Origin of the sequence: Rhizobium oryziradicis (assembly GCF_001939045.1) — a bacterium.
Taxonomy (GTDB): Bacteria; Pseudomonadota; Alphaproteobacteria; order Rhizobiales; family Rhizobiaceae; genus Allorhizobium; species Allorhizobium oryziradicis.
Genome location: NZ_MKIM01000024.1, coordinates 278,592 through 301,778, shown reverse-complemented (window position 1 = coordinate 301,778; position 23,187 = coordinate 278,592). Strand labels below are relative to the sequence as shown.

22 protein-coding genes are annotated in these 23,187 nt (G+C 55.3%); 14 read left to right on the top strand and 8 right to left on the bottom strand.

Going from position 1 to position 23,187, the window contains the following annotated elements; genetic code table 11:
• Nucleotides 1–376 precede the first annotated feature (376 nt).
• Nucleotides 377–2,200 (top strand): DNA mismatch repair endonuclease MutL, encoded by a 1,824-nt coding sequence (gene mutL, locus BJF95_RS07020; RefSeq protein WP_075638712.1) that lies wholly within the window; start codon nucleotides 377–379, stop codon nucleotides 2,198–2,200.
• 79 nt (nucleotides 2,201–2,279) lie between these two features.
• Nucleotides 2,280–2,510, top strand: coding sequence for a DUF2093 domain-containing protein (locus tag BJF95_RS07015; protein WP_075638918.1), 231 nt, complete (start codon nucleotides 2,280–2,282; stop codon nucleotides 2,508–2,510).
• A 65-nt stretch (nucleotides 2,511–2,575) separates the two neighbouring features.
• Here BJF95_RS07015 and lpxK read toward each other — a convergent pair whose 3' ends face one another.
• The 6 genes from lpxK to BJF95_RS06985 all read right to left on the bottom strand — a co-directional run bounded on the left by lpxK (nucleotide 2,576) and on the right by BJF95_RS06985 (nucleotide 8,528).
• Nucleotides 2,576–3,619 carry a tetraacyldisaccharide 4'-kinase gene (gene lpxK, locus BJF95_RS07010; RefSeq protein WP_075638711.1) on the bottom strand — a complete coding sequence of 348 codons (1,044 nt, stop codon included), beginning with the start codon at nucleotides 3,617–3,619 and terminating at the stop codon, nucleotides 2,576–2,578.
• Nucleotides 3,620–3,638: 19 nt separating this feature from the next.
• Nucleotides 3,639–4,364: an HAD family hydrolase gene (locus BJF95_RS07005; protein ID WP_075638710.1), complete on the bottom strand. Its 726-nt coding sequence runs from the start codon at nucleotides 4,362–4,364 to the stop codon at nucleotides 3,639–3,641.
• Entirely contained in the window at nucleotides 4,361–5,680 is a 1,320-nt protein-coding gene (gene waaA, locus BJF95_RS07000; RefSeq protein WP_075638709.1) for a lipid IV(A) 3-deoxy-D-manno-octulosonic acid transferase, read from the bottom strand. The genes BJF95_RS07005 and waaA overlap by 4 nt, the downstream gene beginning before the upstream one ends.
• Nucleotides 5,681–6,000: 320 nt before the next feature.
• Nucleotides 6,001–6,234 (bottom strand): DUF4170 domain-containing protein, encoded by a 234-nt coding sequence (locus BJF95_RS06995; RefSeq protein ID WP_075638917.1) that lies wholly within the window; start codon nucleotides 6,232–6,234, stop codon nucleotides 6,001–6,003.
• Nucleotides 6,235–6,332: 98 nt separating this feature from the next.
• A complete protein-coding gene (locus BJF95_RS06990) occupies nucleotides 6,333–7,163 on the bottom strand; it encodes a 3'(2'),5'-bisphosphate nucleotidase CysQ (protein WP_075638708.1) in 831 nt (276 codons plus the stop codon).
• A gap of 18 nt (nucleotides 7,164–7,181) precedes the next feature.
• Nucleotides 7,182–8,528 carry a TldD/PmbA family protein gene (locus BJF95_RS06985; RefSeq protein ID WP_075638707.1) on the bottom strand — a complete coding sequence of 449 codons (1,347 nt, stop codon included), beginning with the start codon at nucleotides 8,526–8,528 and terminating at the stop codon, nucleotides 7,182–7,184.
• 208 nt (nucleotides 8,529–8,736) lie between these two features.
• On the opposite strand from BJF95_RS06985, the gene BJF95_RS06980 reads away from it, so the two are divergent.
• On the top strand, nucleotides 8,737–10,524 hold the full coding sequence (locus BJF95_RS06980; RefSeq protein WP_075638706.1) for a monovalent cation:proton antiporter-2 (CPA2) family protein: 1,788 nt from the start codon (nucleotides 8,737–8,739) through the stop codon (nucleotides 10,522–10,524).
• A 101-nt stretch (nucleotides 10,525–10,625) separates the two neighbouring features.
• Here BJF95_RS06980 and BJF95_RS06975 read toward each other — a convergent pair whose 3' ends face one another.
• Both BJF95_RS06975 and BJF95_RS06970 read right to left on the bottom strand, forming a co-directional pair.
• Nucleotides 10,626–11,330, bottom strand: a complete 705-nt coding sequence (locus BJF95_RS06975; protein ID WP_245297252.1) for a PRC-barrel domain-containing protein — start codon at nucleotides 11,328–11,330, stop codon at nucleotides 10,626–10,628.
• A 64-nt stretch (nucleotides 11,331–11,394) separates the two neighbouring features.
• Entirely contained in the window at nucleotides 11,395–12,234 is an 840-nt protein-coding gene (locus tag BJF95_RS06970; protein ID WP_075638915.1) for an SMP-30/gluconolactonase/LRE family protein, read from the bottom strand.
• Nucleotides 12,235–12,643: 409 nt separating this feature from the next.
• Between BJF95_RS06970 and BJF95_RS06965 the strand changes: the two genes are divergently transcribed.
• The 11 genes from BJF95_RS06965 (at nucleotide 12,644) to BJF95_RS06915 (ending at nucleotide 23,185) form a co-directional block, all read left to right on the top strand.
• A complete protein-coding gene (locus BJF95_RS06965; protein ID WP_342587941.1) occupies nucleotides 12,644–13,417 on the top strand; it encodes a helix-turn-helix transcriptional regulator in 774 nt (257 codons plus the stop codon).
• A 61-nt stretch (nucleotides 13,418–13,478) separates the two neighbouring features.
• Nucleotides 13,479–14,648: a CmpA/NrtA family ABC transporter substrate-binding protein gene (locus BJF95_RS06960; RefSeq protein ID WP_075638705.1), complete on the top strand. Its 1,170-nt coding sequence runs from the start codon at nucleotides 13,479–13,481 to the stop codon at nucleotides 14,646–14,648.
• 461 nt (nucleotides 14,649–15,109) lie between these two features.
• Entirely contained in the window at nucleotides 15,110–16,261 is a 1,152-nt protein-coding gene (gene apbC / locus BJF95_RS06955) for an iron-sulfur cluster carrier protein ApbC (RefSeq protein ID WP_075638704.1), read from the top strand.
• A 153-nt stretch (nucleotides 16,262–16,414) separates the two neighbouring features.
• Complete coding sequence (locus tag BJF95_RS06950) at nucleotides 16,415–16,612, top strand: hypothetical protein (protein WP_075638703.1); 198 nt, start codon at nucleotides 16,415–16,417, stop codon at nucleotides 16,610–16,612.
• Nucleotides 16,613–16,617: 5 nt separating this feature from the next.
• Nucleotides 16,618–17,601 (top strand): TerC family protein, encoded by a 984-nt coding sequence (locus BJF95_RS06945; protein WP_075638702.1) that lies wholly within the window; start codon nucleotides 16,618–16,620, stop codon nucleotides 17,599–17,601.
• Nucleotides 17,602–17,824: 223 nt separating this feature from the next.
• Nucleotides 17,825–18,802: a magnesium/cobalt transporter CorA gene (gene corA, locus BJF95_RS06940; RefSeq protein WP_075638701.1), complete on the top strand. Its 978-nt coding sequence runs from the start codon at nucleotides 17,825–17,827 to the stop codon at nucleotides 18,800–18,802.
• Between the two features lie 16 nt (nucleotides 18,803–18,818).
• Nucleotides 18,819–20,720 carry a potassium transporter Kup gene (locus BJF95_RS06935; RefSeq protein ID WP_075638700.1) on the top strand — a complete coding sequence of 634 codons (1,902 nt, stop codon included), beginning with the start codon at nucleotides 18,819–18,821 and terminating at the stop codon, nucleotides 20,718–20,720.
• A 329-nt stretch (nucleotides 20,721–21,049) separates the two neighbouring features.
• Entirely contained in the window at nucleotides 21,050–21,394 is a 345-nt protein-coding gene (locus BJF95_RS06930) for an AtpZ/AtpI family protein (protein ID WP_075638699.1), read from the top strand.
• Between the two features lie 78 nt (nucleotides 21,395–21,472).
• Nucleotides 21,473–22,225, top strand: a complete 753-nt coding sequence (locus BJF95_RS06925) for a F0F1 ATP synthase subunit A (protein ID WP_075638913.1) — start codon at nucleotides 21,473–21,475, stop codon at nucleotides 22,223–22,225.
• A 68-nt stretch (nucleotides 22,226–22,293) separates the two neighbouring features.
• Entirely contained in the window at nucleotides 22,294–22,521 is a 228-nt protein-coding gene (locus BJF95_RS06920; RefSeq protein WP_075638698.1) for a F0F1 ATP synthase subunit C, read from the top strand.
• Nucleotides 22,522–22,600: 79 nt separating this feature from the next.
• The gene (locus tag BJF95_RS06915; protein ID WP_075638697.1) at nucleotides 22,601–23,185 is read left to right on the top strand and encodes a F0F1 ATP synthase subunit B; all 585 of its coding nucleotides are present in this window, start codon (nucleotides 22,601–22,603) and stop codon (nucleotides 23,183–23,185) included.
• The last annotated feature ends 2 nt before the right edge of the window (nucleotides 23,186–23,187 follow it).

The window sequence follows — 23,187 nt, the reverse complement described above, 5'->3', positions numbered from 1 at the left end:
CCATGCCAATATACTCAGGCGATTTCATATTGTGCGACTGACCTTGCACAAACCTTGCCTTTGCTGCGGCGTCTGATGTGCTTTTATGATCTGCCAAGATAAGCATGTCGTTTCAAAGCCTCACCAATATTATTCTTATCAAAAGTGTTACAGCGTTCTTTGTGCGCCATATATGGTGAGAGGCGCTGTAATGTGCTCTACAGTGTTTTTTGAATGAACTCTTATGGGATTTATCAACAAAAACGATTAAACTTGAATTAATTTTATTTTTTTGGATTAATTTTCCATAAATTTCGGGGGGGCAGCGCCGGAAAATTGCTGTGCAGCCGCGTCGGCTTGGGCTTCCTTCTTGGTCCTCAATGTCAGATAATGCCCCATGATCATTCAACAACTGCCCGAAACCCTGATCAACCAGATTGCTGCTGGCGAAGTCATTGAGCGACCCGCCAGTGCGGCCAAAGAGCTGATTGAAAACGCCATTGATGCTGGCGCAACGCGCATTGATATCGCCACCGCAGGCGGCGGTAAAACCCTGCTGCGCATTTCTGATAACGGCATGGGCATGGATGCGGGCGATCTGGAATTGGCGGTGCGCCGCCATTGCACATCCAAGCTGAAAACCTCGCTGGATGATATCAAAAGCCTTGGCTTTCGCGGCGAAGCGCTGCCGTCGATTGGCTCGGTGGCAAAGCTGAGTATCACCAGCCGCAGGGCCGAGAGTGACAGCGCCTTTCAGATCGTGGTTGAAGGCGGCAAGGTTTCAGGTGCCAGGCCATCGCCGGGCAATGTCGGCACCGTGGTGGAAGTGCGCGATCTGTTTTTTGCCACACCGGCGCGCTTGAAATTTTTGAAGACGGAACGGGCGGAGGCGGCTGCCATTACCGAAATGGTCAAGCGCATGGCCATCGCCTTTCCGCATATTCGCTTTGTGCTGTCCGGTTCCGACCGCACCACGCTGGAGCTGGGTGCGACGGGTGATGATCATCTGGCCCGGATTGCGCAAGTGCTGGGAGCGGAGTTTCGCGACAATGCCATTGCGCTGGATGCCGTGCGCGAAGATGTGCATATGGGTGGCTTTGCGGCGGTGCCGACGTTTAATCGCGGTAATTCCGCCCATCAATATGCTTTCGTCAATGGACGGCCAGTGCAAGACAAGCTGGTGCTGTCGGCCATTCGCGGGGCCTATGCCGAGACTGTGCCGTTTGGGCGCTATCCCGTTGCGGTGCTGGCTTTGACGCTTGATCCGGCCCTGGTGGATGTGAATGTGCATCCGGCCAAATCCGATGTGCGCTTTCGTGATCCCGGCCTGGTGCGCGGGTTGATCGTGGGTGGTATTCGCGAGGCTTTGGCGCGTGAGGGGGACCGCTCCTCCACGGCAGGAGCGGGCGCGATGTTGCGGGCCTTTCGCCCGGGCGGCGGCGGGGCTGGGCTTTCGCCTCGTCCTTCAGCCGCAAGCTGGAGCATGGAGACGTCACCCTCTCGGCCCAACAATTTTTTCCAGACAATGCCGCAGGGCATGGCGGAAGGCGGGCAGGGACGGTTTGATAGCGTGACTGCGCCGACGGCCCGCACCGACACCACCATTTCGCAGGCCGTGCCAGAGGTGACGGAACAGGGCCGTTTTCGGTTGGGGGCGGCTCGTGCGCAGGTGCACGCCAATTATATCGTTGCCCAAACCGAGGATGGCTTGGTGATTGTCGATCAGCACGCCGCCCATGAGCGTCTGGTGTTCGAGGATATGCGCAAGGCGCTGACGGGGCGGCGTTTGCCAAGTCAGGGTCTGCTGATCCCTGAGATTGTTGATCTGCCGGAAGAGGATTGCGACCGGCTGATGGATCATGCGGTCAATCTTGATCGGCTGGGGCTTGCCATTGAGCGTTTTGGCCTAGGAGCCATTGCCGTGCGCGAAACACCTTCCATGCTGGGCGAAGTGAATGTGAACGGGCTTTTGCGGCAATTGGCCGATGAAATTGCCGAGTGGGATACCGCCGATGGGCTGTTTGCCAAGCTGGAGCACGTGGCCGCCACCATGGCCTGCCATGGCTCGGTGCGCTCCGGCCGAGTGCTTCGGCCCGAAGAAATGAATGCGCTTTTGCGCAAAATGGAAGAAACACCCGGCTCGGGCCAGTGCAATCACGGCCGCCCGACTTACGTGGAACTGAAGTTGGGCGATATTGAACGGTTGTTTGGCCGCAGTTGATAGAAAAATGATGGGCGCACTGGCAATCCGCGGCGCTTGGGTTTATTTCAGAAAAATAGATTTTAAGGAGCGCGGTAGCATGAACCGGTTTGAAAGTGGCGGAAATCGTCAGGCGACAGTGAAATATCTTGATGGTGATTTCCAGATCATGGTGCCCGGATCTTATGTTGTCTGCGCCATGACGGGCAGGCCCATCACCATTGATGAACTGAAATATTGGAGCGTGGACCGTCAGGAAGCCTATGTCGATGCGGCTGCATCGCTGGAAGCGGAAAAGCGCGCTGGCAATTTGCCAAACCAGAAACGCTGATTTTACAGCATTAGAGTTTGTCAGGGAAAAGTGGAATCCGGTTTTCGGATAAACCTGATGCTCTATCAATGCCTGTTGGTGGGCCGGTTGATGCGCGCCCGGCCAGCATCAACCGCTTGGCGGATGAGCAGGCTAGGCGCTGAAGGGTCATCAAAAGCCATTTCAATGTCGAGAACAATGGATTTTTGCATAAGCTCTTGCGCGTTCGGCAAGGCATTGCCGTGCAGGCGCACAAGATCCTTGGCGGTTGTGACTAATTGCAGGTCACTGTCTTTTGCGGTTTTTAAAAGCTCTGCAATCGCCTCATTGGAGAGTGCTTGATGATCCCCAAAGCTGCGGGTGATGACAATGTCCGCACCAATTTCACGCAGGCTTGTGTAGAATTTTTCAGGATCGGCAATGCCGGCATAGGCCAGCACCCGCGCTTGAAGGCGAGGATCAACCGCAACCGGGCGGATGGTGGCGCTGAGCACCGGCTTGCCAGCTCGCGAAGCGCGGCGCACCAAAGGCATGGCCTGATCACCGGTTCCGACATTTAAAAGCGTGTGCATCTGGGAAAATTGCGGCCCCAACGGTGCGCGCAGCGGACCGGCTGGAAAGACAAAACCGTTGCCAGCCCCTTTTCGGCTATCCACCACCAGCAGGGCCAGATCCAGATGCAATTGTGCGCTTTGAAAGCCATCATCCATGATGATCAGGTCCACGCCTTGCGCTTCCAGCGCTTTTGCGCCGTCTTTTCTGCGCGGAGAAATGACGGTGAGAGCTTGGGCTGCCAGGAGCAGAGGTTCATCCCCCACCTGATCGGCACCATGAAGCCTCGGATCAACAACCAGCGTGCCCTTGTTTGTGCCCCCATAGCCACGGCTGAGAAAGCCGGGCTTGAGGCCCATGGCGATGGCGGCCTTGGCCAAAGCCAGAGCGGTTGGGGTTTTGCCAGCGCCACCGAGGGTGAAATTGCCAATGCAGATCACGGGAACGGAGGCGTGGTAGCGGTCTTTTCGTGCCATGCGGCGGGCAGCGATATGGCCATAGAGGGCGGAGATCGGCCAAAGGGCGAGGGCTTTCCAGCCGGTTTTCTGCCACCAGAAGGACGGTGCTTGCAAGGGCATGGCCCGACCTCCGCGTTGATCAGTTCAGAACTGTGTCCAGCTCGGTAATGTTGTTGAGGCAAAAATCGCTGTTGGCTGTCAATGTCTCGCGCGAGCCGGTGCCGGTCAGCACGGCAATGGCGAGGCCTGCGCCCGCATTGCGGCCCATGTGCAGATCGTGATTGTTGTCGCCCACCACCGCCACCTGCTGAGCTGAGAGCCCGGTGGCCGCACAAAAGCCATGCACCATGCCCGGCTCTGGCTTGCAGCCGTGGCCGCTATCATAACCTGCAATGAAATCCACATGGTCCGTCAATCCGAATCGCTGCACAATGGCGCGGATTGAGCGCTCATTGTCAGACGAGGCGATGCCCAGCTTGAGGCCCTTTTGCTTGAGTTGCGCAAACAACTGCGCAAGATCAGTGACGGGCACGGAACAATCAGCGGCGTCTGCAAAAATCCTGTCCAACTCGATGGTGAGGTCGGCCACGTCATATGTGGCCCCGGCATCCACCAAGCCTTGTGCAATCTGGCGGGAGTTGCCAGCTGCCAGCAGGCTATCGGCCACGACAACGCCGGTGTCTGGGTCCATACCGCAGGCAAGCAGCAACGATCTCGCCAATGGCGCATCGCCTCTGGCTGCCAGCAAGGCCAATTGGCGGTTCACCGGCTCCCAACTGGCATCATAATCCAGAAGCGTTCCGTCCTTGTCGAACAAGATGCCCCGGATGTCAGGCGTATTTTCAGTTTTTGTGCCTGCTGTCATTCGCCTGCCGCTGCCTTGGGTTCAAGCCTTGCCTTGACAGTCAAGGGATTGGTGTATGGCTCCAGCGCCTTGAGGGTAATGGACAGCGCGCCGCGCATATCCTGCACGGCGGCGATGCCTGCATCGCCCATCTTATGGCGGGCGAGGGGATTGTTCATCAGAAAATGCACAGCCTTGGCCAGCGTTTCGGCATCCCGCACCACGCGGGCCGAGCCGTGGCGCACCAGACGCTGATAGCTCTCGCGGAAATTTTCCACATGCGGACCACTAAGCACCGCACAGCCCAGCACGGCAGGCTCCATTGGATTGCCACCACCGGCACCCTGCACCAGGGAACGACCGACAAAAGCAATTTCCGTCAGGCGCAGGTAAAGTCCCATTTCGCCAATGCTATCACCCAGGAAAACATCGGTTTCTGCGGTGATCTCATCATTGCGGCTGCGACGGGCAACGGTCAGCCCTTGCTGCACCATCATGGCTTCAATCTCATCGGCGCGCTGCGGATGGCGCGGCACCACAATGGAGAGCTGGCCCATATGCGCCTTTAGCGCGCGATGCACCATGGCGGCGACATTTTCCTCACCGTCCGCGGTGGAAATGGCGGCCCAGGTTTTGCGGTGGCCAATCTGTCTTTGATATTGCCCCAAAAGCTCCATATCAACGCTTGGCGCATCCGTATCAACCTTGATATTGCCCGAAACGGTCACCGGCCATGCCCCCAGATCCCGAAACCGCTCGCCATCCAGATCAGATTTGGCAATCACCATCGCAAGTTTGGAAAATAGCGACGAGGCCACTTTGGCATGGTTTTGCCAGCGGGCAAAAGAGCGGTCGGACAGGCGCGCATTGACCAGAATTTGCGGAATACGGCGGTCGTGCAAGGATTGCAATGTGGCGGGCCAGATCTCGGAATCGACGGTGATCGCCAGATCAGGCTGCCAATAATCCAGAAAGCGGCGCACGGCAGGCAGCGCATCAATCGGCACATATTGGTGGATCACTTCGTCGCGCAGGCGATTGGCGGCAATTTCGGCAGAAGTCACGGTGCCGGTTGTCAGCAAAACGTGAATGCCGGCGCGGCGAAACTCGCGCATAAGAGCGGTGACGGCACCCATTTCGCCCACGCTTGCGGCATGAACCCAGATCAGCGGGCCATGCGGGCGGTTTGCGGCGGCATGGCCAAGACGCTCCATGCGTCGGCTGCGATCTTCCTTGCCTTTGGAAGCGCGCACCGCCAAAAGAATACCAGCGCACGGAAAGAGCACAACACCCGCCCATCGATAGGCAGTCAGTGCAATGCGGGCCAATGCGCTCATTCGTTTCCAACCTTCATTCTCAGCTCCTCTATCGCACAGTCTTTAGCGCGACCGGGAGGAGTTTCACGATAAAAGATGATTGCACACCTATCAAAACCCCAGCTGCTTATGCTTGCAATAGGGTGCAACAATGATGGTCTATCGTCCGTTGCCAATAGTTCTTTAAAAATCTAGCTATTTCAATGGCAATTTTGCGCAAATGATAGCGCTTCGCTCACCTATACGCAAAAAATATGCGGTTGCAGCGCAGGCGTGCAAGACGCACTTGCACGCGCAGATTTTTTGGCTGTTGTTTTGCAGCTTCGCTTCGCTGCAAACCCTTACTCAGCAGGGTTGAGCAGACGGTGCATGTGAACAATGAAATACCGCATATGGGCATTGTCCACGGTCATTTGTGCTTTTGATTTCCACGCTGTCAGTGCCGATGCGTAATCAGGAAAAATCCCGACGATATCGAGCGCATTGAGATCACGGAATTGAACGTCAGCAAGGCTGCTCAGTTCGCCGCCGAAAACCAAATGGAGGAGCTGTTTCTTTTCGCCTGCGTTGGTCATTGTGTCGGTCATGTCATCTTTTCCGTCGTTATCCGCCCGCATTCTCCACCCGCTTGTCATCTGCGTGATTTTGCAGCAGAGGTCAACCTTTGGCGGCATTATTGTTGAGCGGTATTTTTACCCGGTGCGAAGGCTGTCAGCAAGCTTGGAAGCACCGCATCGGAACCTGCCAGTAAATGTCCGTGGCGCACGGTGGGTCGATTATACAGCAGTGGCTTGCCATCAATATCGCTCAATGCGCCGCCTGCGCGCTGCAAAATCAAATCGGCGGCTGCCAGATCCCAATCATGGGAGTTTTTGAAAACCAGCGTTGCATCAATGCGGCCTGCGGCCACCATGGCCAACCGATAGGCCAGCGATGGCACATGCTCCACCCGCTCCAGCCGGTGGCGCACATCCTCATCAAAGGCTTTGAGCAATTCCGGCGGTGTTGCAACCCGCAAGGACTGATGCGGCTCTCTGGTGGCAACCGTGATGGGCTGACTATTGAGCATAGCTGCACCTGCCGCGGTTGCCGTAAACACCTCATCAAGCGCCGGAGCAACCAGCACGCCTGCCACCGGACGGCCCTTGTGCACAACAGCCACCGAGACGCACCATGTTGCGTTGCCCGCCAGAAAGGCGCGCGTGCCGTCAATTGGGTCGATCACGAACACGGTGTCGCAGCGCAGACGGCTCTCGTCATCGTCGGTTTCTTCCGATAGCCAGCCATAGGCGGGGCGGGCCGTGCGCAACACTTCTAATAACAGCGTATTGGCGGCATAATCTGCGGCGCTGACGGGCGATTGCCCTTTGTTTTTCCACCAGACTTCAGGATCGGCACCAAAATAGGTCATGGCCAGTGCGCCCGCTTGCGTTGCGGCGTCGGTGATCAACGCAAGATCTTCTTGCCAATCCAACGTCTGCACACTGTCTTGCTTGCTGTCCATGCTCACCCTGTCGGTCCCCTATTTCCCAGCGATTGTCATGCCTTCAATGGCAATGGTGGGTGCCGCAACGCCAAATTTGCGGTCGATGTCATTGGCAGGCGTGATCGTCATGAACATGTCCTTGAGGTTGGAGGCAATGGTGACCTCAGAGACCGCAAAGGTCAATTCGCCATTCTCTATCCAGAAGCCGGATGCGCCGCGGCTGTAATCGCCGGTGACCATATCAACGCCATGGCCAATCATATCGGTAATGTAAAAACCGTTCTTGATGCCTGAGATCAGGTCTTGTGGCGAAATATCGCCCGGCTCCAGCGCCAGATTGGTGGATGATGGCGAGACTGCGGTGCCGCCGCGCGACCCACGGCCATTGGTGTGCAGGCCCAGCTCTTTTGCGGTGGAGGTGGAAAGAAACCAGTGTTTCAACACCCCGTCTTCGATCATGGTCAAAGGCTCGCCGGTGATGCCTTCACCATCAAACGGCCGCGACGATGAGCCGCGCACCCGGATCGGGTTGTCGGTGATGTTCAAGCCCGCCTTCAAAACCTGTTGACCCATGCGATCACGCAAAAACGAGGTCTTGCGGGCTACCGACGCGCCATTGATGGCACCGGCAATGTGGCCCACAAATCCGCGTGCCACGCGTGGATCAAAAACCACCGTCAGATTTTTGGCAGTCTCCACCTTGCGCGGGTTGATTTTGCGCACCGTGCGCTCACCGGCCCGACGACCGATGATCTCCGGGCTATCGAGATCGGCAAAATAGAGGCGGCTGTCAAAATCATGGTCGCGCTCCATGGCAGTGCCTTCGCCCGCAATCACGCCCACCGAGCGTGAAAAGCGCGAGGCCTGATAGGCGCCGGAAAAGCCATGGGAGGTCACAAGAACCATGCCACCCATGCCCGCAGACGCTCCAGCCCCCAGCGAGTTGGTGACACCTTTCACCGCGCGCGCGGCCTCTTCTGTGGCAAGAGCTGCTTCGCGCAATTGGTCGCTGGAAACCTCGCTGGGGTCGTAAAGCTCAAGGTCGGGGTAGCTGCGGGCGAGATCCGCCTCATCCGCGAGACCCGTATAGGGATCTTCCGGCGAAACCTTGGCCATGGCTACGGCGCGCTCGGCAAGGGCCGCAAGATCAAAGCCGGGATTGGCCGAGACCGAGGCAACCTTGTTGCCAATAAACACCCGCAGCGAAAAATCATCGCTCTCGGAGGATTCGGTTGATTCCACTTTGCCCAGACGCACGCTGACACTTTTGGCACGCGAGCGCACCACAACGGCATCGGCCTTGTCGGCCCCTGCCTTGCGGGCAAGGTCAACAAGCGCGTTGGCGCGAGAAAGCAGGTGGTCGGCTTGATTTTCAGATGACATGGCTTGGCCTTTCGTTATTCATCCATTTATTGTGCATTGCTGATTGCATCAAGGGCATTGCTCTGATTCTGCTCAATCGCGATCTAGAGTTTGTCAGGGAAAAGTGGATTCCGGTTTTCCCGACCAGACAAACGAAAACAAAAGACTCGAGAGACTGTCTGGTTCAATCTGAACCTGACAGTCTCTAGACGACACGGAAAGGCCATCCATGAGTACCGCACCCACCTTGATTTTTACCGAGGCCCTCGTGTTGCTGGGTGGAGCGGTTGTCGCTGCGCCGATTTTTCGAAAACTGGGGCTGGGAACCGTGCTTGGCTATCTGGCCGCCGGTGCCGTGATTGGGCCGCTTGCCCATATCATCACCGGAGCCGAAGAGATTTTGCCGGTGGCAGAGCTGGGTGTGGTCTTTCTGTTGTTCGTCATCGGGCTGGAGCTGAAGCCCTCGACGCTGTGGCGGATGCGGGCCGATATTTTTGGTCTCGGCAGTGCGCAAGTGCTGCTGGGCGGTGGATTGCTGACAATCGCGGCGGTGATGTTTCAGCTTCTGGATTGGAAAGCCGCCGTGGTGGCGGGCTTTGGCCTATCCTTGTCCTCCACCGCGTTTGCGCTGCAAATCCTCAATGATCGCAATGACATGAACAGTGCCTATGGTCAGCGCACTTTTTCTGTTTTGCTGTTTCAGGATCTGGCCATTGTGCCTTTGCTGGCGATGATTTCCATTCTGGGCAATCAGGCAGGCTCACAAAGTGCATCCTTGTGGATGGATATTGGCATTGCAATCGCCGCGACGCTGGCAATGATCCTCACCGGGCGTTACGTGCTGACACCGCTTTTCCAGATCATTGCCCGCACCGGCGCGCGCGAAGTGATGATTGCGGCAGCGCTGTTTGTGGTGCTTGGCTCGGCCATGTTGATGCAGGCGGTTGGCCTCTCCATGGCGATGGGGGCTTTTCTGGCGGGCGTGATGCTGGCCGAATCGTCTTATCGCCACGAGCTGGAAGCCGATATTGAGCCGTTTCGCGGCATCCTTCAGGCGTTGTTTTTCATCGCCGTCGGGCTTTCCGTGCAATTTAATGTGATCTTCGACAATCTTTTGCTGTTGGCGCTGGCTGTGCCTTTGATCATGCTGGTGAAAGGCCTCAGCATTTACGGCCTCTGCCGTCTGGCCGGATCAAGCCATAATGATGCGCTGCGCATCGCAGCCGTGTTGCCGCAAGGGGGTGAGTTCGGCTTTGTGCTGTTCACCACGGCCGTATCCGCAGGTCTGTTTTCCAATGCCACCGCTTCACTACTGATTTCGATTGTTACGTTGACTATGGCCCTCACGCCGGTGGTGGCAAGCCTGGCCAACCATCTGCTCAAAGGCGAAGCACGCGAAGAAATCGAGGAGGATTTTGAAGGGGCTGGTTCTGATGTGCTGATGATCGGCTTTTCCCGTTTCGGCCAGATTGCTGCTCAGATCCTGCTGGCCAGTGGCCGGGATGTGACCATCATTGATGATTCTGCGGATCGTATCCGGCAGGCCTCGATGTTTGGATTTCGCATCTATTTCGGTGACGGAACCCGGCTTGATATGCTGCGGGCTGCAGGGATTGAAAAAGCCAAGATCGTCGCCGTCTGCACGCAAAAGCGGGACGTGACCGATAAGATTGTGGATTTGATCGCGGCCGAATTTCCGCACTGCCGGTTGTTTGTGCGCTCCTATGATCGCGTGCACAGCCTGTCTTTGCGGGCGCGCAATGTGGAGTATGAATTGCGCGAAACACTGGAATCAGGGCTTAAATTTGGTCGCAGTGCCATCACCGCCTTAGGGGTCAGCGAGGATACGGCTGCTGCCATTGAAGATGATATTCGCCGCCGTGACGAAGAGCGTTTGCAATTGCAGGCCGTCGACGGGCTTCGAGCTGGCACCCACATGCTGTATAACCGGCCTGTTCAACCGGAACCGCTGGTAAAACCAAAGCGTGGTGCGGAGCAGCCAGAAGACGCCTTATAAAAAAGCGAAGGCTCATTAAAAAAGGCGAAGCCTTGGGGCTTCGCCTCCTCTGACTGGAGATCAGAGTTTTCTTGACATCACTGTCACATCGTCTCGCAGCATTAAGACTTCTGCTCGCTCAGCGTCTTGAACGCGGGAGCTGTCTTCAGGCTGTCTGCGGTTTCTGTTGTGGTCAAATGCAAGGTCGCAGGGTCCTTGGCATCGTGGGTCACAGTAATTTTGCTGATCGGAACAGCCACGTTCTTTTCACCCATGCCCAGGAAGCCACCTACGCCGATCACGGCGGCCACGACAGTACCGTCCTTTTGCATGATCAAGTCGTTGATCTTACCAATGCTCTTGTCACCGGCGGTGTAGACGTCCTGATCAATGTAGTTCGAAGCGGCAACCTGATCGGTGCCCTGCTGCGTCAAATAAACTTCCTGACTTGCCATTGTGTCCGTGGCCATAGGCGTTTTTGTTTCCGCAGCCATCGGTGCCTTCGGAGCAGTCGTTGTGTCACTTTTCATAGTATCGCTGGCAGCTGGCTTGGCTGTAGTTGCGTTCTGCGCAAATGCCATTGGTGCGACTGCAGTAGAGCCAAGAAGAATCGTCGTTGCTACAATGCTAAGGGTCTTTTTCATCTTAATCCTACCTTTGTGTCTATTGCGTTTTCGATCCCGGCACTTGAAGTTTTGCACCTTCAGCGCCTTGGTTCGAGAGAGAAATGCTTGGGCAGGAGGATCGTTCCGTAAAAATTTGCCTTTTATTTTTTCAATTTGATGGAACTTTATGCAATTTCCATCAGCATTGCCGCAAATGCGCATATAAAATCTCCCGCACCCTTTTCTCTTGCACCGTTGGCAAAAGGGTGCGGGACGGGCGTAAGTGTTAGAGCCGGAAGCTTGGTTCCGGACGGCCTTTGACGGGAACGTCCAGAACAAATGCCTTGCCGCCGTGCGGATCGGCAGCGAGGCCGGCATCATCCAGCCCTTCCGTTGCGCTGGTGATCAGCAGGCGATCGAGATTTGGACCAATGAAGGCCGGGCAGGTGGTTTGGGCCGCAGGCACCTTATAGCGGGCAAGGTGTTGGCCCGCGCTGTCGTAATGGTCGACCGCACCCACACCCCAGCGCGCATTCCAGATGCCGCCATCGGCATCGCAGACGGAGCCATCAATGCCGCCAGCCTGGCCGCGCCCATCAATATGGGCTGTGGGTGTGCCGATGGGCAGGCCTGTTGAAGGGTCAAGCGCCACCTTCATCATCACGTTCACACGGGTATCGACGTAATAACCAAGGGTGCCGTCCGGTGAAAAGCAGATGGAATTGGGAATGCTGATGGCATCAAACAACCGTGTCACGGTTTTGCCAGCCACATGATAGATCGCGCCCGCGCCGTCTGCTGCGGTTTTGCCCATGGTGCCAACCCACAAGGCCCCGCTTTGATGAACACGCCCGTCGTTGGAACGATTGTTGGGCCGATCCGTCTCCAGCACGGTGAGCAGATCAAGCGCGCCGCTTGCCACATCACGCAGGAAAATTCCGTTTTCCGTGGCCAGAATTTGCCGCTCAGCATCCACACGGGCCAGCACGCTGGCCATCATCGGCAGAGAATGACGGACGGTTTCGCCGCTTGCGACAGTGTGCTGATAAAGCGTCTTGCCGAGAATATCGAACCACCAGGCGGTATCGGTTGTGGCATCATAGGTCGGCCCTTCGCCAAGATGCATGCGCGTATCAATCAGAACAGTGCCGGAATAAGGTCTTTCCAAGGGTCTCTCCCATGATGCTTTTGTGTCTTGTGGTTATGTAGCCGATATTGGCGAAAGTCAGGTTCATTTTTTAGCTCACGCTTTGGGTGCCGTCAAAATCTCGAAAAATTGCCAATTCCACCCTTCGGTTAAATTTGTCGATATTGGCTTTTCTATCTATGAAGACCTGTGGGCGTAGCACGTCTTTGTAAGCGTCCTTGAAGCGAGTCCGACAATCGAAACCGGTTCAAGGAGAAAATTATACCCATAATCCTCGCTGTGTTATACCTTGACGCCGCAGGGCCTGTGATTCTGAAATTGACGTTGTTGCTGAGCGGCTGGGCTTGGGGTTGTCGATGTTTCAGGACAGAAATTTCCGGATGAAAACATGAGACGTGTCAATGAAATGGTTGATAATCTGATTGTTCTGCAGGAGGCCCCGTCAAAGATGGCCGATGTGGAGCGGTTTCTGGTTGATCTTGCCACGTCCAAAACGCAGTTCGATGTGTTTCGATTTATGAAGCAGATTGGCGAGTATTTTGGGGCCAAGTTTTTCATGGTCATGAATATGCCGCCGGTTGATGCACTCCATCTTGCCAGTTGCTCTGTGATCACCAATTGGCCTGCCGAATTGCTGAGTGATTATGATCAGGCCACCTTGTTGCCAACCAGCCCCATTTTTCACCGGCTGCGCAACACATCCCTGCCGGTATTGTTTGATCTGGCCACCATTGCTCGCGAGCGCGATGCCAGGACGGCTGATCGCGCCATTCATATTTTGCGGGCTCATAATCTGCTGCGCAATGCCTCCTTCCCGGTGTTTGATTCTGCCGGAAACCGGGGTGCTGTGGCCATTTCGGGCGAGTGGGGGGAGTTGTCGTTTGCAGATGTTGTTTTGCTCCACTATGTGTCTGCCCATGTTTTCAATCGACTGGCAGAAATTCGCGAGATGGATGCCTGCGTCAAGGAAACCCTGACGGAGCGCGAGATTGAGTGCCTGAGCTGGACCTCGGCGGGCAAGACATCGATCGAAATTGCCGAAATCATGGGGCTTTCTGAACACACCATCAACCACTACCTCAACCGCGCCACCAAAAAACTGGATACGGTCAATCGGACCCAGGCCGTTGCAAAATCACTGCGATTGGGCCTGATAAAGTGAGAATTGCGCCGCATGATATGCGGTAAAGAAAGAGCATGATGAGCGGGCAAGAGGCAGTTTTATGGAGGTGACTTTGGGCTTTATGCCCTTTGTCGATAGCGCAGCACTCATTATTGCGTCTGAAAAGGGTTTTGCAGCAGACGAGGGGCTTCGCTTGCGTCTGGTGCGTGAGACCTCCTGGGCCAATATTCGGGACCGCGTGGCGGTTGGCCAATTTGATGGTGCTCCCATGCCAGCGCCTTTGCCGCTGGCCGCCAATCTGGGGCTTTATCCCGTTTCACCCGCTTTGCTGGTTGCCATGACACTGAATTTGGCAGGCGGTGCCGTCACGGTGTCGCAGGCGCTGTTTGATATGCTGAAGCACGCACAACCCAATCTCGATCCATCCAGTCTTGACCCAATTGCGGCGGGACAGGCCCTTAAAGCCGTTGTCCGTTATCGCCAGGCTTCGCTGAAACCTCTTCGTTTTGCCATCGGGTTTGACCATTCCAGTCAGGGCTATCAGCTTCGTTATTGGCTCAACGCCTGCGGTCTGGTCGTCGGGCGCGACGTGGATCTCGTGGCTTTGCCATCGCCATTGATGGCGGATGCCCTCTCGGAGGGGGCCATTGATGGTTTTTGCGCCGCCGAGCCGTGGAACAGTCTGGCGGTGAGCAAAGGTGTCGGGCGCATTCTCACCACCAGCGCCGAAATTTGGCGCAACGGGCCGGACAAGGTGCTTGGCCTGTCAAAAAAATGGGCACAAGACAATGATCTCGCGCTGGATGCCTTGTTGCGCGCCCTGCACCGATCTGCGCAATGGTGCGGCAATCGAGACAATATCGAGGAGTTGGCCGGTATTTTGGCAGCCCCGCGCCATCTTGGCGTTGAGGGGCATCTAATGCTGCCCGCCTTGACCGGCGAGGTAACGATTGCGCCGGGGCTATCTCAAAAGCGGGAGGGCTTTTTGGTGCTGGAGCGCAAAACCGGAGGCTTTCCGCGGCAAAGTCAGGCGCTGTGGTTTTACAGCCAGATGGTGCGCGCCGGTCATGTTGTGCACTCGGCTGAAAACCGCAACACGGTGGTGCAGACCTATCGGCCTGATCTCTATCGTCGCGCCCTGAAACCCATCTTTGCCCCCATGCCCGCGACAGATGATATGCGGCAGGCCATGGCCCTGTCTGGATCCGATGGCTTTTTCGACGGTGCAATTTTTGATCCCGACCGGCTGGAAAATCATCTGTCGCCTTGATCTATGCATGTGTGTGGAAATTTACATCAAAGTGAATTGCAGTCATCTTATTCTCGTGTATGTTTTTTAAGCAGAGTGCGGGGTAGGGCTTTAAATTCTAGGCAAATATGCTGAATGTGAGTGCCTGATCCGCTAGAAATGCTGTTTTTTGAGTTTGGCATGCTTCGTGCATGGTAAGGGAAAAGAAGTCCAGAGGGGACTTTGAAAAGGGCGCACCAAAGAAGGCGCTCACACAAACGCCGCCGGTTCCACCTGCATTCAGCAGTGTTGGTCCGGCGGTTTTTGTTTTGGCACAGATGCAATATAAGGCGTTTCGATTTTGAAGAATTTGCCATGAAGAATTTGTAATAAGGGGTGGTAAAACGGCGCTACATCACCGATGTATCCAGTCTCACTCCAATTCATTCAAAGCTCTGTCCTCCTATATGAGGTGGCAGGCGATCCAACCGGGAAGTTCAGCCATGGTGCCCGATAAAAACAGTGTTCTCGATGCTCTGAAGACCGTGCGCGGTCCTGATCTTGAGGGCAATATCGTCGATCTTGGCATGGTCTCCGACGTGTTCATTTCCGATGCCAAAGTCTATTTTTCCATCAATGTGCCAGCCGAACGCGCCAAGGAGCTGGAACCATTGCGGGCAGCAGCCGAGCGCGTGGTGAAAGCACTGCCGGGTGTCAAAGGCGCGCTGGTGAGCCTGACGGCAGAACGCAAGGCGGGGGCAGCTTCAGCCGCCCCTGCGCCTGGCAAGCCAGCCCATTCGCACAGTCACGCTCATTCTCATGCACCGGCTGGCCAGCCGCCCAAGCAGGCGAAAGCCGATATTCCCGGCATCGGTGCCATCATTGCCGTTGCATCCGGCAAGGGCGGCGTTGGCAAATCCACCACGGCGGTCAATCTTGCCCTGGCGCTGATGGCCAATGGCTTGAAAGTCGGCATTCTCGATGCCGATGTTTATGGTCCGTCGATGCCGCGCCTGCTGGGCATTTCCGGCCGACCCGAGCAGATTGATGGACGCATCATTGTGCCGATGGAAAATTACGGCCTGAAAGCCATGTCCATGGGCTTTCTGGTAGACGAGGGTACGGCCATGATCTGGCGCGGTCCGATGGTGCAATCGGCCCTTATGCAGATGTTGCGTGAAGTGGCCTGGGGCCAGCTGGATGTGTTGGTGGTGGATATGCCGCCGGGCACGGGTGATGCGCAGCTCACCATGGCGCAGCAGGTGCCGCTGACCGGGGCCGTGATTGTGTCGACTCCGCAGGATTTGGCCCTGATTGATGCGCGCAAGGGGATCAACATGTTCAACAAGGTTGAAGTGCCGGTGCTGGGCATTGTCGAGAACATGAGCTATTTCATCGCGCCGGATACTGGCAATCGTTACGATATTTTTGGCCATGGCGGCGCGAAGGCCGAAGCCGAAGCCATCGGCGTGCCGTTCCTGGGCGAGGTGCCGCTGACGATCTCGATCCGAGAAAAGTCTGATGCCGGAACACCGATCGTTGTCAGCGAGCCGGAGCATGTGCAAAGCCACGTCTATCGCGACATCGCCACCAAGGTCTGGCAGGAAGTGCAGCGCCATTCAGCCCGCAAAGCCCCAAAAATCACCTTCGAATAGGTCAAGCCGCTGCTGAACCATCAGGCGGAAGCCGAAAAATGTCGCCGTTGCAGGACTTTAAAGTCGGCTGCAACGGCGACACCGTCAACAGTGTAGGGTTGAACGGAAGAGACATGACGGGATTATGCCCAAAGCCGCCTGTCTGATAAAAATATGCCGATGTTCGCTCCACGCTGCATTGATAAAAATCAAATTGCTATCGGTGGACAGCGAAAACTTGAATTTTTTGTGATGATGAGTCATACCGGCATGATCGCACCACATGTGCGCAACTGCGGGCCCCTCTGGCGGGAAATTCGGCTTTCCCGTGATGTCGGAGTTGTTTTCATTGAAAACGCCGTAAGAGAATAAAATTCATGACCTTTATTGCCGCTGATTTTCTCGGCCAGCCCCTTTGGATGTGGCTGGGCTTTCTTCTGTTTGTGGCTGTTCTGCTGACAATTGACCTTGGCTTGTTAAGCAAAAAGACCCGCCATATTGATGTGGCCCAGAGTATGAAACTCTCTGCCTTTTACATTGCCATGGGCGTGGCCTTTGGCGGGTTTATCTGGTGGCGCATGGGCCAGGAATCCGCAATTCTATACCTCACGGGCTATGTGGTGGAAGAAAGCCTGTCGCTGGACAATATTTTTGTCATTGCCCTGATCTTCAGTTATTTCCGCATTCCCCAGCATCTCCAGCATCGGGCTCTGGTCTATGGCATTATCGGCGTTGTAATCTTGCGCGGCATTATGGTTGCGGCCGGCACAGCCATTGTCGATCAATTCCATTGGGTTTTGTACGTGTTTGCTGCCTTCCTCGTCTATACCGGCATCAAAATGCTGCTGGCCGCAGATCAGGAATTTGATGTGTCCAAAAATCCGATTTTGGCCTTTTTGCACAAGCGTCTGCCGATCACCGAGGAATTGCACGGCGAGAAATTTTTTGTGCGCCTGCCTGCCCCCGGTGATGTGGTGGAAAAAACCAAGTTATTTGCAACGCCGCTGTTTCTGGCTTTGGTGATGGTGGAATTGGCAGATGTTATTTTCGCTGTTGATAGTGTGCCTGCGATTTTTTCGATCACCACCAACCCCTATATTGTCTTCACATCCAATATCGCCGCGATCTTGGGATTGCGCGCGCTATATTTTGCGCTGTCTGCCATGCTGGAACGCTTCATCTTGTTGAAATATGCGTTGTCGGCCGTGCTGATTTTCATCGGCGGCAAGATTTTGATCGGTGATATGCTTGGCGTGTTGCATATTCCACCTCTGCCCTCGCTTGCAATTACCCTTGCTATCTTGTCGGCAGGTGTTATTGGTTCGCTGTTGAAGACGAGTGCGCCGCACACGAAAAAATAACGCCAACGGGCGGATTTAATCGTTTAAGATCTTCTGCAACACAGTAAATTGCCGCTACCTGTTATGGGGCGTGGCAACAATGCTCTGGAGATTTATTGCAGGTTTTCAATTTCCGTTTACGGGTTAATTGAAAATTGTACAGGATTTACAAAGTGTTGCAGCGTCGTTATCGTGTCAGGGTGATGCGGGGTGATGTCGTGGCCATGGGACGAAGGTATCACGTTTGATTAGAGCTTACAGGTGTGACGGGACGGTGGATGTCATTCTGCCCAGCGATGCGCCGACGCGCCTTGCTGACGATATTTTGTGGGTCGATCTGTTGTATCCGGATAAAACCGAGGAACAACTGGCGGAAACCCTCTTGGCCATGCCGCTTCCGACCCGCGACGATTTGAAAGACATCGAGCCATCAAGCCGTTTGTACACCGATGATCATGGCGTTTACATGACGGCATCCCTGATCTGCAAAGCCGAATCCAATGCGCCGCAACTGGCTGATGTGGCGTTTATCCTCGGTGGCAACCGCATGGTCACCGTGCGCTATGCCGAGCCACGGTCGTTCGGGCTGTTTGCTGCGGCTTTGAGCCGCAATCAGGTCAGTTGTTCCACAGGGTCTGTTCTGCTGATGCGACTTTTGGAAACGGTGGTGGATCGAACCGCCGAAGTGCTGGAAATCGCCGGTGCGCGGCTGGATGCGCTGTCGAGCGATGTGTTTATTGAGCGAAAACTGCACAAATCGCGGCCGCCGCATTTTCTGGAAGACAAGCTGGTGGATATTGCCAGCTACCATCGTCTCGTCAGCAAAGCGCGCGACAGCTTGGTGTCGCTGTCCCGAATGGTATCCTTTCTCGCCTCGGCTGATCCGGTCAAGGCCAGTGAGGATGCGAAAGAACTCTGTCATGTGGTGGCGCACGACGTTCATTCCCTCTCGGAACACGCGGGCTTTATCAGCAGCAACATCAGTTTCATGCTGGATGCATCGCTTGGCCTGATCAATGTTGAGCAAAATGCGATCATCAAGATTTTCTCAATTGCTTCCGTGGTATTCTTGCCGCCGACATTGGTGGCGTCCATCTATGGAATGAATTTTCAAATTATGCCCGAGCTGAACTGGCACTTTGGTTACCCCGTTGCCTTGATTTTCATGGTGGTTTCCGCAGTTGTCCCCTTCCTGTTTTTTCGTTGGAAAGGCTGGCTCTGAGAGCCTGTAAAGATCAATGTCTCACGATGCATCCCATACCTCGAACGGAAAAAATGGCCTGCGCAGCCTGTTGTTGCCCGCCCTTGGCTCCGTCGGGGTCGTCTATGGCGATATCGGCACAAGCCCGCTCTACGCCTTTCGTGAAGCGCTAAAGCCCATTTCCTACGATGGCATCAGCCGGTTTGAAGTGATTGGCCTTACATCGTTGATTGTCTGGACCCTGACAATCATTGTCACCTTGAAGTATGTGCTGTTTTTGCTGCGCGCTGACAATGATGGCGAAGGCGGCACCCTGTCGCTGCTGGCGCTTTTGAGCAAGACAGCCGGACGCCGCACGCTGGTGCTGATGGTGCTGGGTCTGGTCGGTGCCGCGCTGTTTTTGGGCGATGCCATGATCACGCCCGCGCTGTCTGTGTTGTCTGCGGTTGAAGGCCTGAAACTGGTTGCGCCGCAGGCCAGCCCATTTGTTGTTCCCATCTCGGTTGTTATCTTGATTATCCTGTTTGCCATGCAATCGCGTGGCACGGGGGCGGTTGCCAATCTGTTTGGCCCCATCACGGTGGTGTGGTTTTTGGTCATGGCCGCAGGTGGCATCAGCCATATCTTCGACGATCCTGCGATTTTCTGGGCCTTTAACCCGGTCAATGCTGTCACTTTTCTGTTTCAGGAGAAGTTTTTGGGCTTTGTTGTGCTCGGGGCTGTTTTCCTGACGGTCACGGGTGCAGAAGCGCTCTATGCCGACTTGGGTCACTTTGGCCGCAAACCCATTCAGCTCGCCTGGTTCTGCCTTGTTTTCCCGGCTCTGGTGATCAATTATCTCGGCCAAGGCGCGCTGGTGTTGAAAGATCCGTCCATGGCGAAGGATCCCTTCTATCTGATGTTCCCCAGCTGGGCGATTATTCCGGTGATCATTCTGGCCACCGCCGCCACCGTCATTGCCAGCCAGGCGGTTATCACAGGCGCGTTTTCCATGGTGCGTCAGGCCATTCACCTTGGCTTTCTGCCCCGCATGGAAATCACCTTCACGTCGGAGACCAACACCGGACAGATTTACCTGCCTGCCGTCAACACGCTGCTGTTGATCGGTGTTCTCGGCCTGGTACTGCTGTTTGAAAGCTCGGATGCGCTGGCCACGGCCTACGGCATTTCGGTGACGGGTGCCATGGTTGTGACCACCATCATGGCCTTTGAATTTGTGCGGGTAAAATGGAAATGGTCGCCCTTGTTGGCGCTTGCGATCATTGTCCCGCTTTTGGCGCTGGAAATGGTGTTTTTGGGCGCAAACCTGCTTAAAATCCATGATGGCGGTTATATTCCGGTGTTTTTTGCGGCTGGCTTCACCATTGTCATGTGGACATGGAGACGCGGCACGGCCATCCTGTTTGCCAAGACCCGCCATGCCGATATCCCGCTGTCGTCGTTCATTCCGTCGATTGAGCGCAAAAGCGAGCATGGGCCGGTATCCGTCTCAGGCACCGCGATTTTCCTGACCAGCGACCCGGAAACCGCCCCTGCGGCATTGCTGCACAATCTCAAGCACAATCACGTTCTGCATGAGAAAAACATCATTCTCACCATCAAGACGGTCAATAGACCTCGCGCCACAGAGGCAGAGCGGTTTGTGGCCGAAAGCCTGTCGGAACGGTTCAGCCGGGTCGAGATCCGCTTTGGCTATATGGAGCAGCAGAATGTGTCGCAGGCGCTGGCCAAATTGCGAAAGGGTGGGTTGAAGTTCGATATCATGTCGACCTCCTTCTATCTGGGCCGTCGCAAGCTGGTGCCGGATGCCAAGGCGGGCATGCCCAATTGGCAGGATCGATTGTTTATCGCGCTGGCCAACTCGGCCACCGACCCATCGGATTATTTCCGCCTGCCGGCCAATCGCGTGGTCGAACTGGGGTCGCACGTGATTATCTGATGGTTTTGGAGCGGATTGCCAAGCATGCAATCTGTCCAGCCAAACGCCTGAATTGCGGCAAAAACCTGGGGGTGATTCCAGGTTTTTGCCGAGATGGGGTAGACAATTTGGCGCAGGTTTATGAGGAAAATCTGTTTTTTTCTGCTATCGCTTTGTTTTGTTTGAGTTAATTTGTCGTGAAACAAGCGTGTTCAATGCCTTGACTATAGCGACGGGCAAAATTATGGTGCGCCAACTTTAGAACGGGCTGGACCATTGAAAATCCGCTACGTTTGCTATCCGGACAGGCTATTTTATGGCAATGTCTGGTTTCGGACGGAGGATTTGCAATGGATGAGCGCGAGACTGAGCTGGAACGTCGCCGCAATCAGCTTGAGACCAAATTGGTCGCCAAGACGATGCATGACGGGGAAGAGGCCGCAAAAGATCAGCGCGCCGAGACAAGCCGTAAAGGCTATGCTCAGGCGATGAAAATCTCCAGCGAGTTTCTGTCTGCCGTGATCGTGGGTGCGGTTCTTGGCTTCGTGATCGACCGTTTTGCAGGAACATCACCCTGGGGGCTTATTATCCTCCTGTTGTTGGGGTTCTGCGCAGGTGTTTTGAATGTGCTTCGCTCAAGCGGGGTGGTGACGTCACCACATCCCGCTGATAGGAAGCCCGGTGTGAAAAAATAACAGCGTTCGGATGCTTTGCATCTGGGCGGACAGGAACGGACGCCACTTGCGGGTGGCAAAAGCGAGAGAGATCAACAGGTGTCAAACGATCCGACCCATCAGTTCCAGATCCACAAGATTGTTCCGATCGAGATTGGTGGCATAGATTTCTCGTTCACCAATGCTTCCTTGTTCATGGTTGCGACGGTGGCGGTTGCTGCTGGTTTTCTATATTTTGCAACGTCTAACCGTGGCCTCATTCCAGGTCGCGCGCAATCTGTTGCTGAAATGTCCTACGAATTTGTGGCATCCATGCTGCGAGAAGGGGCCGGAAGCCACGGGATGAAGTTTTTCCCCATGGTCTTTTCGCTGTTCATGTTTGTGCTTACCGCCAACCTGATGGGCATGGTGCCGTATTTCTTCACGGTCACCAGTCAGATCATCGTCACGCTGGCTTTGGCGATTTTCGTGATTGGCACCGTTTTGGTGTATGGTTTTTACAAGCACGGTCTTGGCTTCTTCCAACTGTTCGTGCCATCGGGTGTGCCTGGCGCACTTTTGCTTCTGGTTGTGCCAATTGAAGTGATTTCCTTCTTGTCACGTCCGATTTCTTTGTCTATCCGACTGTTTGCCAACATGCTGGCCGGTCACATTACACTGAAGGTTTTTGCGGGCTTCGTCGCTTCGCTTGGCAGCCTTGGCGCTCTTGGCGTCGGTGGCGCAATCCTTCCTCTCGCTATGACCGTCGCATTGACTGGTCTTGAGTTCCTGGTTGCCTTCCTGCAGGCTTACGTCTTCGCCGTGCTGACATGCATGTATCTGAACGACGCAATCCATCCGGGCGGTCACTAAGGATAACGACATTGGCGCTCAACGGCGTCAGTCATTCGCCGCAATAACCATTTCAAAGGAGTACACTCATGGACGCGGAAGCAGCAAAGTACATCGGCGCAGGTCTCGCTTGCTTTGGCATGGCCGGCACAGCTCTTGGCCTTGGCAACATTTTCGGCAACTACCTTTCGGGCGCGCTGCGCAATCCGTCTGCCGCTGACAGCCAGTTTGGCCGTCTGGTATTCGGCTTCGCCGTTACGGAAGCTTTGGGCATCTTCTCGCTGCTCGTCGCTCTCCTGCTCCTGTTCGCTGTTTAATTTCAGTGACATTACGGGATCACGGTTTGCTGTTTAGCATGCCGTGATCTCTTGCATTTGCAGGATACTGGAGGCGAGTATGTTCGTTACCCCCGCCTACGCCGAGGAAGCCCCGGCAACGGCTGTGACCCACACTGAGACTGGCGTTCCTCACGGAGCCGAGCATGGCAAGGGCGTTTTCCCACCCTTTGACCATACGACATTTGCATCTCAGCTGCTTTGGCTGGTCATTACCTTTGGCGTTTTCTATGTGCTGATGCAGCGGGTTATCGTGCCACGCGTTGGCGGTATCCTGGAAAATCGCCATGATCGTATCGCTCAGGACATCGAAGAAGCCCGTCGCTTGAAGGCCGAATCGGATGCTGCCGTTGAGGGCTATGAAAAAGAATTGAGCGCAGCAAAAGCAAAAGGCGTTCAGATCGCCTCTGCTGCTCGCGAAGCTGCCAAGGCAGAAGCCACTGCTGAACGCACAGCAGTTGAAGCCGAGCTTGCCAAAAAGATTGCTGAAGCTGAAGCCAGCATTGCCGATATGAAGGCAAAAGCGATTGCTGAAGTTGACACCATCGCAACCGAAACTGTTGCCGTCATCGTTGAGCAGCTCACGGGTAAACCGTTGAGCCCTGCCGATGCTGCGGCCGCCGTGACAGCAGAAAAGAGAGGTTGATC

Bases quoted from the DNA above. Each gene is read 5' to 3' on its own strand.
- mutL (WP_075638712.1), top strand. From the start codon at position 377: ATGATCATTCAACAACTGCCCGAAACCCTGATCAACCAGATTGCTGCT.
- BJF95_RS07015 (WP_075638918.1), top strand. From the start codon at position 2,280: ATGAACCGGTTTGAAAGTGGCGGAAATCGTCAGGCGACAGTGAAATAT.
- lpxK (WP_075638711.1), bottom strand. From the start codon at position 3,619: ATGCCCTTGCAAGCACCGTCCTTCTGGTGGCAGAAAACCGGCTGGAAA.
- BJF95_RS07005 (WP_075638710.1), bottom strand. From the start codon at position 4,364: ATGACAGCAGGCACAAAAACTGAAAATACGCCTGACATCCGGGGCATC.
- waaA (WP_075638709.1), bottom strand. From the start codon at position 5,680: ATGAGCGCATTGGCCCGCATTGCACTGACTGCCTATCGATGGGCGGGT.
- BJF95_RS06995 (WP_075638917.1), bottom strand. From the start codon at position 6,234: ATGACCAACGCAGGCGAAAAGAAACAGCTCCTCCATTTGGTTTTCGGC.
- BJF95_RS06990 (WP_075638708.1), bottom strand. From the start codon at position 7,163: ATGGACAGCAAGCAAGACAGTGTGCAGACGTTGGATTGGCAAGAAGAT.
- BJF95_RS06985 (WP_075638707.1), bottom strand. From the start codon at position 8,528: ATGTCATCTGAAAATCAAGCCGACCACCTGCTTTCTCGCGCCAACGCG.
- BJF95_RS06980 (WP_075638706.1), top strand. From the start codon at position 8,737: ATGAGTACCGCACCCACCTTGATTTTTACCGAGGCCCTCGTGTTGCTG.
- BJF95_RS06975 (WP_245297252.1), bottom strand. From the start codon at position 11,330: ATGCGCATTTGCGGCAATGCTGATGGAAATTGCATAAAGTTCCATCAA.
- BJF95_RS06970 (WP_075638915.1), bottom strand. From the start codon at position 12,234: ATGCATCTTGGCGAAGGGCCGACCTATGATGCCACAACCGATACCGCC.
- BJF95_RS06965 (WP_342587941.1), top strand. From the start codon at position 12,644: ATGAGACGTGTCAATGAAATGGTTGATAATCTGATTGTTCTGCAGGAG.
- BJF95_RS06960 (WP_075638705.1), top strand. From the start codon at position 13,479: ATGGAGGTGACTTTGGGCTTTATGCCCTTTGTCGATAGCGCAGCACTC.
- apbC (WP_075638704.1), top strand. From the start codon at position 15,110: ATGGTGCCCGATAAAAACAGTGTTCTCGATGCTCTGAAGACCGTGCGC.
- BJF95_RS06950 (WP_075638703.1), top strand. From the start codon at position 16,415: ATGCCGATGTTCGCTCCACGCTGCATTGATAAAAATCAAATTGCTATC.
- BJF95_RS06945 (WP_075638702.1), top strand. From the start codon at position 16,618: ATGACCTTTATTGCCGCTGATTTTCTCGGCCAGCCCCTTTGGATGTGG.
- BJF95_RS06935 (WP_075638700.1), top strand. From the start codon at position 18,819: ATGTCTCACGATGCATCCCATACCTCGAACGGAAAAAATGGCCTGCGC.
- BJF95_RS06930 (WP_075638699.1), top strand. From the start codon at position 21,050: ATGGATGAGCGCGAGACTGAGCTGGAACGTCGCCGCAATCAGCTTGAG.
- BJF95_RS06920 (WP_075638698.1), top strand. From the start codon at position 22,294: ATGGACGCGGAAGCAGCAAAGTACATCGGCGCAGGTCTCGCTTGCTTT.
- BJF95_RS06915 (WP_075638697.1), top strand. From the start codon at position 22,601: ATGTTCGTTACCCCCGCCTACGCCGAGGAAGCCCCGGCAACGGCTGTG.